At 60.7% G+C, this 12,578-nt stretch carries 8 protein-coding genes; all 8 read left to right on the top strand.

Annotation, left to right across the window (positions count from 1 at the left end; genetic code table 11):
- Positions 1 to 125 precede the first annotated feature (125 nt).
- On the top strand, positions 126 to 866 hold the full coding sequence (locus tag ACYZTL_RS08150) for a flagellar basal body rod protein FlgF (protein WP_008030482.1): 741 nt from the start codon (positions 126 to 128) through the stop codon (positions 864 to 866).
- 45 nt (positions 867 to 911) lie between these two features.
- On the top strand, positions 912 to 1,697 hold the full coding sequence (gene flgG, locus ACYZTL_RS08145; protein WP_461951349.1) for a flagellar basal-body rod protein FlgG: 786 nt from the start codon (positions 912 to 914) through the stop codon (positions 1,695 to 1,697).
- A 52-nt stretch (positions 1,698 to 1,749) separates the two neighbouring features.
- Positions 1,750 to 2,445 carry a flagellar basal body L-ring protein FlgH gene (flgH, locus tag ACYZTL_RS08140; protein WP_461951348.1) on the top strand — a complete coding sequence of 232 codons (696 nt, stop codon included), beginning with the start codon at positions 1,750 to 1,752 and terminating at the stop codon, positions 2,443 to 2,445.
- A 45-nt stretch (positions 2,446 to 2,490) separates the two neighbouring features.
- Entirely contained in the window at positions 2,491 to 3,561 is a 1,071-nt protein-coding gene (locus tag ACYZTL_RS08135) for a flagellar basal body P-ring protein FlgI (protein ID WP_461954286.1), read from the top strand.
- An 11-nt stretch (positions 3,562 to 3,572) separates the two neighbouring features.
- Complete coding sequence (gene flgJ / locus ACYZTL_RS08130; RefSeq protein ID WP_461951347.1) at positions 3,573 to 4,868, top strand: flagellar assembly peptidoglycan hydrolase FlgJ; 1,296 nt, start codon at positions 3,573 to 3,575, stop codon at positions 4,866 to 4,868.
- Positions 4,869 to 4,891: 23 nt separating this feature from the next.
- Positions 4,892 to 6,958, top strand: a complete 2,067-nt coding sequence (gene flgK / locus ACYZTL_RS08125; protein WP_461951346.1) for a flagellar hook-associated protein FlgK — start codon at positions 4,892 to 4,894, stop codon at positions 6,956 to 6,958.
- A gap of 13 nt (positions 6,959 to 6,971) precedes the next feature.
- Positions 6,972 to 8,561, top strand: coding sequence for a flagellar hook-associated protein 3 (locus ACYZTL_RS08120; protein ID WP_461951345.1), 1,590 nt, complete (start codon positions 6,972 to 6,974; stop codon positions 8,559 to 8,561).
- 124 nt (positions 8,562 to 8,685) lie between these two features.
- A complete protein-coding gene (locus ACYZTL_RS08115; RefSeq protein WP_461951344.1) occupies positions 8,686 to 12,264 on the top strand; it encodes a glycosyltransferase in 3,579 nt (1,192 codons plus the stop codon).
- Positions 12,265 to 12,578 lie beyond the last annotated feature (314 nt).

Raw genomic sequence — 12,578 nt, 5'->3', positions numbered from 1 at the left:
TCTAAACCCCTCAAGTCCTTTGTTTGCCGGGCCCTGCGCCGCCAGAAAAAAGTTGGTCTGCAAATTGCTTATGGCTCAGCAGTACAGCGGTGGGCGGCAAACGTCCGGCATGCAGAGGAAAGAGTGTGGACAAGTACCTTTATGTGGCAATGACCGGCGCCAGCCAGAATGCACTGGCGCAGAAGGCTCATGCGAACAACCTGGCGAACATCTCCACCAACGGTTTCCAGAAAGACCTGGAGCAGGCGCGTTCGATGCCGGTGTTCGGTGACAGCTTTCCGGCGCGTGCGTTTGCAATGTCCGAACGTCCGGCCACCGACTTCTCCGCGGGCTCCCTGGTACAAACCGGTCGCGACCTCGACGTCGCGGTGCAGGGCAATGGCTGGATCGCCGTACAGAACCCGGATGGTGGCGAAAGCTACGTGCGCACCGGCAGCCTCAACGTCGACGCCCTGGGCGTATTGCGCGCCGGCAACGGTATGCCGGTGATGGGCAATGGCGGGCCGATCTCCGTGCCGCCCGAGCAGCAAATCGAAGTCGGCGAGGACGGCACCGTCAGCATCCGGGCGATGGGCGAAGGTCCTCGCGTGATGGCGGAAGTCGACCGCATCAAGCTGGTCAACCCGGACTTCAAGAACATGACCAAGGGCCTGGACGGTTCGATCCACACCAAGGACGGCAAGCCGGCACAGGCCGATGCCAACGTCAAGCTGGTGTCCGGGTTCCTTGAGTCGAGCAACGTCAATGCCGTGGAAGAGATGACTTCGGTACTGGCCCTGGCCAAGCAGTTCGAATTGCACATCAAGATGATGAACACCGCCAAAGATGACGACCAGGCCATGGCTCGGGTCTTGCAGATCAGCTAATTATCAGAACGTCGCGCCGTAAAACAGGCGCACGAGGAGAATCGAATGCTTCCGGCTCTATGGGTTGCCAAAACAGGTCTGTCCGCCCAGGACACCAACCTGACCACCATTTCCAACAACCTGGCCAACGTGTCGACCACGGGTTTCAAACGTGACCGTGCCGAGTTCCAGGACTTGCTGTACCAGATCAAACGCCAGCCAGGCGCCCAGTCGACCCAGGACAGCGAACTGCCGTCGGGTCTGCAAGTGGGTACCGGTGTGCGCATCGTCGGCACCCAGAAAAACTTCAGCGCCGGCAGCCTGCAAACCACCGAGCAGCCGTTGGACATGGCCATCGACGGTCGCGGTTTCTTCCAGATCCTGCAACCGGACGGCACCACGTCCTACACCCGTGACGGCACGTTCCACCTCGACTCCACCGGCCAGATCGTCAACGCCAGCGGCTTCGCCCTGGAGCCGGCGATTGTCATCCCGAACGAAGCCCAGACCTTCACGGTCGGTCGCGACGGTACCGTGTCCATCACCATCGCCGGCAACCCGGCCGCCCAGGTGATCGGCAACCTGCAAACCGCCGACTTCATCAATCCGGCCGGCCTGCAAGCCGTGGGTAACAACCTGTTCCTGGAAACCGCCGCCAGCGGCGCGCCGCAAGTCGGTACGCCAGGCCTGGCCGGTTTCGGCACCACGCTGCAGAACACCCTGGAAACGTCCAACGTCAGCACCGTTGAAGAGATGGTCAACATGATCACCACTCAGCGCGCCTACGAGATGAACTCCAAGGTGATCTCCACCGCCGACCAGATGCTCTCGTTCGTAACGCAGAATCTGTAATCAAGTCTATGAGGCGGCCATGAGGTCGCCTGCAACACCGTGAGGTAGGGTCATGAATCGCTTTGTATCTGTTCTGGCACTGAGTGGGGCCGTCGTGGTCGCGGGTTGCGTTGCCCCGCCGCCCAAGCCCAATGACCCTTACTACGCCCCGGTGTTGCCGCGTACGCCGTTGCCGGCTGCCGCGAATAACGGCTCGATCTATCAGGCCGGTTTTGAACAGAACCTGTACAGCGACCGCAAGGCTTTCCGGGTCGGTGACATCATCACCATCACCCTGAACGAGAAGACCCAGGCCAGCAAGAACGCCAACTCGCAAATAGGCAAAAACAGCAAGGCCGACATCGGCCTGAAGTCGTTTTTCGGCGGTGGTCTGAGCACCAGTGATCCAGTGGGCAGCGGTAGCCTGAGCCTGGACGCCAGTTACGAAGGCGACCGCGCGACCAAGGGCGACAGCAAGGCCGGACAGGGTAACAGCCTGACCGGTTCGATCACCGTGACCGTCGCCGACGTCTTGCCCAACGGCATCATTGCCGTGCGCGGCGAGAAGTGGATGACCCTCAATACCGGTGATGAGCTGGTACGGATTGCCGGCCTCGTCCGGGCCGATGACATCGCCACCGACAACACCGTGTCGTCGACCCGCGTCGCCGATGCACGCATCACCTACTCGGGCACCGGCTCGTTTGCCGATGCGAGTCAGCCAGGCTGGTTCGACCGTTTCTTCCTCAGCCCGCTGTTCCCTTTCTAGGTGGTCACGTTGAACTTCAAGCACCTGATAGCGGCTGCGCTGTTGATGACCCTGTCGTTTGGCGTGCAAGCCGAGCGGCTGAAGGACATCGCCAGTATTTCCGGCGTGCGTTCCAACCAATTGATCGGCTACGGCCTGGTGGTCGGGCTTAACGGCACCGGTGACCAGACGACGCAAACCCCGTTCACCCTGCAGACCTTCAACAACATGCTTTCCCAGTTCGGCATCAAGGTGCCGGAAGGTTCGGGCAACGTGCAGCTGAAGAACGTCGCGGCGGTGTCGATCAGTGCCGAATTGCCGGCCTTCGCCAAGCCCGGTCAGCAGGTGGACATCACCGTTTCCTCCATCGGCAACTCCAAGAGCCTGCGTGGCGGCACCTTGCTGCTGACGCCGCTCAAGGGTATCGACGGCAACGTGTACGCGGTCGCTCAGGGCAACCTGGTGGTCGGCGGTTTCGACGCCGAAGGTCGCGACGGTTCGAAGATCACCGTCAACGTTCCGTCGGCCGGTCGAATTCCCGGTGGTGCATCGGTTGAGCGTTCGGTGCCGAGCGGTTTCAACCAGGGCAACAGCCTGACCCTGAACCTCAACCGTTCCGACTTCACCACCGCCAAGCGCATCGTCGACAAGATCAACGACATGCTCGGCCCTGGTGTGGCCCAGGCCATCGACGGCGGTTCGATTCGCGTCACGGCGCCACTGGATCCGAGCCAGCGGGTCGACTACCTGTCGATCCTTGAAAACCTCGAAGTCGATCCGGGTCAGGCGGTGGCGAAAGTCATCATCAACTCCCGTACCGGCACCATCGTGATCGGCCAGAACGTCAAGGTGTCCCCGGCCGCCGTGACTCACGGCAGCCTGACCGTGACCATCACCGAAGACCCGATCGTCAGCCAGCCCAACGCTCTGTCCAATGGTCAGACGGCGGTCGTGCCACGCTCGCGGGTCAACGCCCAGCAGGAAGCCAAGCCGATGTTCAAGTTCGGTCCGGGCACCACCCTCGACGAGATCGTGCGTGCGGTGAACCAGGTCGGCGCGGCACCGGGTGACTTGATGGCCATCCTCGAAGCTCTGAAGCAGGCCGGCGCGTTGCAAGCCGACCTGATCGTGATCTGAGGACGGCGACCATGGATATGCGCAAGAGCGGTCTGGTCAGCAGCAGCGATTCGGGGTCCTATTCGGACCTCAATCGCCTGAACCAGCTCAAGGTCGGCGACAAGGACAGTGACGGAAACATGCGCAAGGTGGCGCAGGAATTCGAATCGCTGTTCCTTGGTGAAATGCTCAAGTCCATGCGCTCGGCCACCGAAGCGCTGGGTCAGGACAATCCGCTCAACACCCCGGCGGCCAAGCAGTATCAGGAAATGTACGACCAGCAGTTGGCCGTTTCCATGTCCCGCGAGGGCGGTGGTATTGGTCTGGCGGACGTGCTGATGCGTCAGATGTCGAAGAACAAACCGCTGGCGCCGGGCGAAGCGGCTGCCGCATCGGCGGCCAAGCAGGCGGCCGCGAAAGCCGCCGTGGAAACGCCGATTGCGGCCGGTACGGTCGCCGTCAACGGGCCGTTGTCGCGCCTCAATGGCCAGCGTCCGCTGTGGGCGTCGCGTGCGATCCATGCACCGCAAGCGGCGGGCGAAGGCGCGCATCGCAATGACATGGAACTGATCAATCAACGGCGTCTGGCGTTGCCACCGAAACTGGCTGACCGTTTGCTCGCAGGTCTGGTGCCTTCCGCCACGACGACGGCCGCGACAGCCGCGGCAGCCAACAGGATTCAGCGGCCGGAGCGCAGCACGCCTACCGGTTCAGGGCCGTTGTACAACGGCGACTGGCTGGAAAATGCGCAAGCGTCATCGGGCGCCGGCCTGCAGATTCATGGTCGTGCCATGGCTCAAATACCTTTGGCGCCCGCGAAGAAAGCCTTCAGTTCCGCCGACCAGTTCGTCAACACCATGTTGCCGATGGCCAAGGAAGCCGCAGAGCGCATTGGGGTCGATCCGCGTTACCTCGTGGCTCAGGCGGCGCTGGAAACCGGTTGGGGCAAGTCGGTCATGCGCGCACAGGATGGCAGCAGCAGCCACAACCTGTTCGGCATCAAGGCCAGCAGTAACTGGCAGGGCAATTCGGCACGCGCGATCACCAGCGAATTCAGGAATGGCGCGATGGTCAAGGAGACGGCCGAGTTCCGTTCCTACGACTCTTACAAGGACAGCTTCCATGACCTTGTGACTTTGCTGCAAACCAACAATCGCTATCAAGATGTCGTGAAGTCGGCCGATAACCCGGAACAGTTTGTACGCGAGTTGCAGAAGGCCGGTTACGCAACCGACCCGGACTACGCGAGCAAGATTTCGCAGATAGCCAAGCAGATGACGAGTTACCAGAACTACGCTGCGGCGGGCGTTTCCACTACGCCTTTATAGGCACCAGGATTAAGGTCTGAACCATGAGTTTGCTCAATATCGGGATGTCGGGTCTGGCCGCTGGTCAATCCTCGTTGATGACCACCGGTAACAACATTGCCAACGTCGACACCGCCGGGTACTCACGCCAGCAAACAGTGCAGGGCACTAAAGCCTCGCAGCAGTTCGGCAACGTGTACATCGGCACCGGCACGACGCTGGCCGATGTGCGTCGGGTGTACAACAGCTACCTCGATGCGCAGTTGCAGACCACCACTTCGCTCAACAGCGATTCGGCCGCCTACCTGAATCAGGTCACGCCGCTGGACAAATTGCTCTCCGACACCAGCACTGGCCTGAACGGCGCACTGACCAAGTTTTTTGCCTCGGTGCAGAACGTCAACGCCAAGCCGGGTGACGATGCTTCCCGCCAGTTGCTGCTCAGCGATACCCAGGCCTTGAGCAATCGTTTCAACTCGGTCTCCACGCAGTTGAACCAGCAGAATGCCAACATCAACGGCAGCCTGACGAACATGGCGGATCAGGTCAACAAGCTGGCCACTACCGTGGCGCAGTTGAACCAGAGGATCTCCGAGGTTTCCAGCTCCGGCGGCATGCCGAACGAGCTGCTCGACGCGCGTAACGAAACCGTGCGCCAACTGTCGACCTTCACCGGTGCTCAAGTGGTGGAGCGTGAAGGCAGCCTCGACATTTACCTGGGCAGCGGCCAGCCGCTGGTCATGGGCAACACGGTCAACAAACTTGAGACGGTGCCAAGCAAAGACGATCCGGGCCGTCTGGCGCTGCAGCTCAATCGCGGCTCGAGCACCATCGACATCACGTCGATCGTGACCGGCGGCGAAATCGGCGGTCTGCTGCGTTATCGCAGCACCGTGCTGGACCCGGCCATGAACGAATTGGGCCGTGTTGCCCTGGTCGTCGCCGATAAGATGAACGGCCTGCAGGCCCAGGGCATCGACAAGAACGGTGACTTCGGTTCGAACCTGTTCACCAACATCAACACGGCCAAGCTGGTCTCTGAGCGCAGCATCGCCAGCACCAGCAACGTGGGCGCCGGCAACTTCGATGTGAGCATCAAGGACACTGGCAAGCTGACCATCAACGATTACAAGGTCACGTTCACCACGGCTACCGACTACACCGTTCAGCGCCTGCCGGACAACTCGCCGATGGGCACCTTCAGCACGGCGGCGCCGGCAACGGCACCGGTCATCGACGGCTTCGAGCTGAAGTTCAACGCGGCTTCTGCCACGGCGGGCGACACCTTCAAGATCACCCCGACCCGCGATGCTGCGGCGAACATCAAGACCGAGATGACCGACTCCAAGCGTCTGGCCATCGCGGCGCCCCTGGGCGCGGCTATTGCGGCGAGCGGCAGTGGCAATGGCACCCTGACGATTCCGGCCAGCGGTCAACCGACACTGACCACCCAGTTCGACATCTACGACACGGCCACCACCACCGCGATGCAGAACGGCCTGAAAAACTCCACGCCGACCAAGATTGTGTTTGGCGCCGTGTCCGCCGCCGGCACCAGTCAGACCTACCAGTTCCTGGATGCCAAGGGGGGGGTGATCAGCAGCGGCACCATCAAGCCAGGTGAGAGCAACACCCTGAACCTGAGCATTCCGCTCACGGACGCTGCGGGGGCACCGATCCCGCCTGCGCCCGCCACTCAGTACGCCGCAGCCTTCAGCATGACCATCGCCGGCGCCCCAAGCAACGGCGCGGGGATCAACGTCTCGCTCAGTCAGCCGGGCAGCCTGGACAACCGTAACGGCACCGCACTGGCCGGCTTGCAGACCGCGCAGACCGTGGACACCGGCTCGGCCAGCAAAGGTATTTCCCTGAACGACGCTTACGGCAAACTGGTCGAGGGCGTGGGTTCCAAGGCTGCACAGGGCAAGCTCGACAGTGCGGCGACCGACGCCATCCTGGCGAATGCCAAGAACGCGCGCGATTCGCTCTCGGGTGTCGACCTCGACGAGGAAACCGGCAACCTGGTCAAATATCAGCAGTACTACACCGCGTCTTCGCAGATCATCAAGGCTGCGCAGGAAACCTTCAGCACACTGATCAACAGTCTTTAAGGAGTCGTAGCCCATGCGCATTTCTACCGCCCAGTTTTACGAGTCCTCGGCTGCGAACTATCAGAAGAATTTCGCCAACATCGTCAAGAGCAGCGAAGAGGCGAGCAGCCTGGTTCGCGTCAACACCGCCGCCGATGATCCGGTTGGCGCCTCGCGTCTGCTGCAATTGGGTCAGCAGGCTTCGATGCTCGATCAGTTCACGAACAACATTACGACGATCAAAGCCACGCTTGGCCAGACTGAAGCGGTGATGACCAGCATCGGCAATGTGCTGCAACGTGCCAAGGAACTCGCCCTGGGTGCCGGCAGCGCCGGTTATACCGATGCCGACCGCCAGGCCAACGCTTCGGAGCTCGGCCAGATCGAAGAGCAGCTGTTGAGCCTGATGAACACCAAGGACGAAAACGGCAAATACATTTTCGCCGGCTCCAAGGGCGATACCGTTCCGTTCACGCGTAACACCGACGGCACCTACAGCTATAACGGTGATCAAGTCACGCTGGACCTGCCGATTGGCGATACCCAGTCGATGGCCACCAACAGCACCGGTTGGGCTGTGTTCCAGCAAGCGATCAACACCAGCCGCACGCAATCCACCATGACCTCGCCCACGCCTGCCGTCGATGGCGGTCGTGTGGTGCTCTCCGATGGTCAGGTGAATTCGGACGTGACCTACAACGCCAAATTCCGCGGTGGCGAACCCTACACCGTGAATTTTCTCAGCCCTACGCAACTGGAAGTCCGGGATTCGCTGGGTAACGACGTCACGTCTGAGGCTTCTGGAAATGGCGTGTTCAGTTCCAGCGGTGGTGCGGTCACGCAGACGATCAATTTCCGTGGTGTTGATCTGAAGTTGAACATCAACATGCAATCAGGTGATGTTCCGGCAACCGTGTTCGCCAACAACTACAGTTTCACCCTGGCAGCCAAGCCGGACAGCTTCAATGCGTCCCGTGCTCCAGGCAACGTGTCGACAGAGGTGGTCACCAACACCACAATCACCAACAGCGCTGCCTACCACGCCAGCTTCCCGGAGGGGGCGGCGATTCTCAAGTTCAGCAGTCCTACCGCTTTCGATTTGTATGCCGCGCCTCTGACCGCGAACAGCAAGCCGGTTTCCAGCGGCGTTCTGGCGGGCAACGTCGCCAGCGCATCGGGTGTCGACTTTACGCTGAGCGGGACGCCGGCGCCGACGATGTTTGCCGGTGACCAGTTCTCTGTTGCGGTCAACACTCACCAGACGCAGAACATTCTGGACACCGTTAGCCAGCTGAAAACCGCGCTGTCGACACCGACCAACAACAATCCGGTGGCCATTCAAAAACTGAACGCGGCAATGGTTTCGGGCATTGGCAACCTGGCCAGTGGCACCGACCAGTTGACCTCCGGCCTCAGTTCCGTGGGTGGCCGTGGCGCGTCGCTGACGACCCAGACCGATATCAACCAGAGCCTGGTGCTGGCCAACACTCAGACCCAGGGGGCGATCCGTGATTCGGACCCGGCCACGGTGATGACCCGCTTGACCTTGCAGCAAACCATGCTGCAGGCCTCGCAATTGGCGTTCAGCAAAATCGCTCAGTTGGGGCTGTTCAACAAAGTATGAGTCGAGGCCTTCGCGCTATTGGCGCGAGGGTTGAGGCACCGAGTGCAAACCGTCTTTTTTCAGCGGTTCAGGGCTGCTCCACTCGTTCCAGAGTGAGCGCCCGCCGCTCGAGAGTTCCCCCGCCGTGAAACCAGCTCCTCTTGTCAGCATCGCCATTCCCGCCTACAACGCGCCGTACTTTAAGGCCGCGCTGCAAAGTGCTCTGAATCAGACTTATGCGTCGCTTGAAGTGATTGTCTGTGACGACAGCAATAGCGACGAAATCCATGACCTGGTCCAGGCCTGCATGGTGCCGGAAGGCTTGACGCTGCGCTATGTGCGCAATGATCGGCACTTGGGTTTCAAGGGTAATCTGATCGCCTGCGCCGAGCAGGCAACCGGGGAGTACCTCAAGTTTCTCTGTGATGACGATCAATTGCTGCCTGAGTGTATTGCCCGTCAGGTGCAGGGTTTCATCGATCATGACGATGTGAACCTGGTGATTGCCCAGCGTCAGTATTGCGACGGCGATTACCTGCTGCTTCCCGAGCGGCTGGAGAACACCAGCTTTGCCTCGGGGGATACGCTGTTCAAGGGCGAAGACTTGCTGGATGTACTGGAAAGCACGGCTCTCAACTTTCTCAGCAATCTGAGTGGCGCGCTGATGCGTACCTGTCAGGTGCTGGAGTACTTGCCTGCCTTGACCCAGATCGGTGAAGGGTTTGTCGCCCGCCTCGATTTTGCCTTGTTTGTCTGCCTGCTGCGTCGCGGCAATCTGGCGGTAATAGGACAGGTGCTCAGCTTCGAGCGCTTGCACCCGGCGCGCATGAGCAATCAATTGGAAGTCGAGCAGGCCGTGACGGTCGAGCTTGGCTGGCTGACCCAAATGCTGGAGGTGCGCAGCGGCGAGCCGGCACCTGCGCCGGGACATGTTCGCTACATCGATCTGGCCAGCGCCGCCCTCGGTGAGCCGTATGCCTGGGAGGAAATGCCCCTGAGTCGTTCACTGGGCTTTTCTGCGACCTTGATACGTTCGCGGGTGGGTGAAAACTGTGACAGCTTCGCTGATGTGTACCAGCAATGGCTGGCCTGTCGCACCCTGAACCCGGCCCAGCAGCGCCTGTTGCCCACGCGCCTTGCCTCGTGGGCATGGCAGCCGCGAATTGTACCGGTGGTGATGGATGCCGACGCCGACGATGCGGCGCTGGGCGTCACACTTGAGAGCATCGAACGGCAGGTCTATGCCGCCGAAACGGTGTTGGTGCTCTCCGGTGAAAATCGTGCCAGTGCCCTTGCTGGTAACTTGATTCGTGTGACCTTGCAAGGCGACGGACTTGAGCAGCTCAATGTCCTGCTGATGCAAATGGACGGTGCGGACTGGTTCTATCTTCTGCGGGCGGGTGATCGCCTGAATGAGCTGGCCTTGCTGCTCCTGGCCGAGCGCATGGTCGAGAGTGCCGACGCGTTGTGCATTTACAGCGATGAAGGTGGTCTGCGCAATGAGTTGTCGGTGGAGCCGATCTTCAAATCCGATTTCAATCTGGACCTTTTGCGCAGTTATCCCTACATCGGGCGGACACTGGCCATTCAGCGTCAGCGCTTTGTGGACGCCGGTGGTTTCAACCCGGACTTCGCCGAACTCAGCCCCCATGATCTGGTCTGGCGGCTCGTTGAAAACCACGGCGCGCATGTCGTGGAGCATGTCGCCCAAGTGCTGGTCGAGTCCTCGTTCGGCCTGTCGCAATGGCTCGCTCTGCCGCAGGTTATCGAGCAGAACGCCCAAGTACTGACCGCGCACCTTGATCGTATCGGCGCTGCACATGAGGTCCGGCAGGGCAGCGTGCCGCTGATCAATCGAATTGACTACCACCATGGCTTTCAGCCGTTGGTGTCCATTGTTGTGGTGATGCGGGACCGGCTCGGCCCGCTTCAGCGCTGCATCGAGAGTGTGCTGGAGCACACGGCGTATGCTCACTACGAATTGTTGATCGTGGACAACGCAAGCACCTCGATCGAGGCTCGGGACTGGCTGGCCGCCATGTCGCAAATGGGCGGCGAAAAATTGCGCGTGCTGCGCTGCGATTACCCCGATAACCCGGCCGCGGCGCAGAACTTCGCGGTTGCTCAGGCTCGCGGCGAGTATGTGCTGTTGCTCAGCCCGGACAGCCTGATCGTCAACCGCGACTGGCTTGGCGAACTGCTGAATCACGGCTTGCGTCCGGAAGTGGGGGTCGTTGGCGGCCGAATGGTCAGCCCTCAAGGACGCATTGAAGGTTCGGCGCTGGTACTGGGAATGCGCGGGCCTGTCGGCGTGCCTTGGCGCGGGGAAGTGGTGACCGCCCCGGGTTACATGCAGCGTCAGCAAGCGGTGCAGAACTTGAGTGCTGTGAGCCCCGAATGCCTGCTGGTCCGCAAGCAAGTGTTCGATGAACTCCAAGGGTTTGACGATCAGGCCTTTTCCCAAAGGCTCAGCGGCCCTGATTTCTGCCTGCGTGTCAGGCAGAAGGGATATCTGGTGGTCTGGACACCGTATGCCGAATCGGTCAGCGTGGCTGCCGAGACGGAGAACGGGCCGGTGGCGTCAACGCTGGTGGCTGAGCACACGTGTTTTTATCAGCGCTGGCTGCCGATCATCGCCAGAGATCCTGCGTACAACGTCAACCTGAGCCTCAACACCAATAATTTCAGCCTTGAACCTGGTTTCAAGAACGATTGGAATCCTTTTACCCGTCACATGCTGCCGCGGGTTCTGGCGATTCCGATCAACGAGACCGCGGTGGGGCATTACCGTGTCACCCAGCCGTTTCTGGAGCTGGAAGCCGCGGGGCGAGTGCTCGGTAACCTTGCTTTCCATACACCCTCGGACATTGACCTGGAGCGCCAGTCGCCTGACGTCATCATCCTGCAGGGACGCTACAGTCAGAGCGCGGTGGATGAAGTGGAGCGGGTCAGGAACAGCTCCCGGGCTTTCCGGATCTTCGAGCTTGATGACTACGTCATCGATGTTCCCAAGAAAAATGCTCACGTGCGCAAGGCCACCGTCGGCGTTGAACAGATCGTGCGGCGTGCGATCGGGCTGTGTGACCGGGTAGTGGTGTCGACCCAGCCGCTGGCCGATGCTCTCAACGGTATGCATGACGATATTCGTGTGGTGCCAAACATGCTCGCTCCGCATCTGTGGACCGGTCTGAGCAGTCAGCGACGTACGTCCCGCAAGCCGAGGGTCGGCTGGGGTGGAGGGACCAGTCATGATGGGGATCTGGCGATCATTGCCGATGTCGTTCGCCTGCTGGCGGATGAAGTCGAATGGGTGTTTTTCGGCATGTGCCCGCCGGCACTCAAGCCTTACGTACATGAATTCCATCCGGCCGTCGGCCTGCAGGCCTACCCCGCCAAACTGGCCAGCCTGAACCTCGATCTGGCATTGGCGCCGTTGGAGTTCCACATCTTCAACGACTGCAAGAGCAACTTGCGGCTGCTGGAGTACGGTGCCTGCGGTTACCCGGTGATCTGCACGGACACCGAGGCCTATCGTGGTTACTTGCCGTGTACCAAGGTGGTGAGCAACAGCACCGAGGAATGGCTTGAGGCGATTCGTATGCACCTGGCTGACCCGGATGCGAGTTATCGCATGGGTGATGCGCTGCGCGAGGAAGTGCTGCGTGACTACATGCTGCGGGGTAACAATCTGAATTACTGGGCTGAGGGTTGGTTGCCGAACTGATCCGGGGATTCTATTGCGATCGGGTGCATATCTGTTGGTGCGGTAACGGCCGGCGGGTCACTTGGAAAAACGGAACGCCGCCCAGCGCCAAGTAACCAAAAGCTCTTGCCCCTGATCCGGTGCCTCGCCCAGGCTCGGCATGTGCATTTCGGTTGTGGGGCGGGTGGCTGACCTGGCCTTGCGGATGTACCCGGAACCCTGTGGGAGCGGGCTTGCTCGCGAAGGCTGTGTGTCAGGCGGCGCGTTTTTTGATGGGGTACATATCCGTTGCTGTGGTAACGGCGGCTGGCGGTTTCGCCCTTACGGCGAGTCCC

Source organism: Pseudomonas sp. LB3P81 (genome assembly GCF_054897965.1).
Note: the sequence above shows the minus strand (reverse complement) of the source record. Positions and strands in the feature narration are given on the sequence as shown.

Excerpts from the sequence above, each read along its gene's own strand:
- flgH (WP_461951348.1), top strand. The coding sequence starts at position 1,750 with ATGAATCGCTTTGTATCTGTTCTGGCACTGAGTGGGGCCGTCGTGGTC.
- ACYZTL_RS08120 (WP_461951345.1), top strand. The coding sequence starts at position 6,972 with ATGCGCATTTCTACCGCCCAGTTTTACGAGTCCTCGGCTGCGAACTAT.
- flgK (WP_461951346.1), top strand. The coding sequence starts at position 4,892 with ATGAGTTTGCTCAATATCGGGATGTCGGGTCTGGCCGCTGGTCAATCC.
- ACYZTL_RS08135 (WP_461954286.1), top strand. The coding sequence starts at position 2,491 with ATGACCCTGTCGTTTGGCGTGCAAGCCGAGCGGCTGAAGGACATCGCC.
- flgG (WP_461951349.1), top strand. The coding sequence starts at position 912 with ATGCTTCCGGCTCTATGGGTTGCCAAAACAGGTCTGTCCGCCCAGGAC.
- flgJ (WP_461951347.1), top strand. The coding sequence starts at position 3,573 with ATGGATATGCGCAAGAGCGGTCTGGTCAGCAGCAGCGATTCGGGGTCC.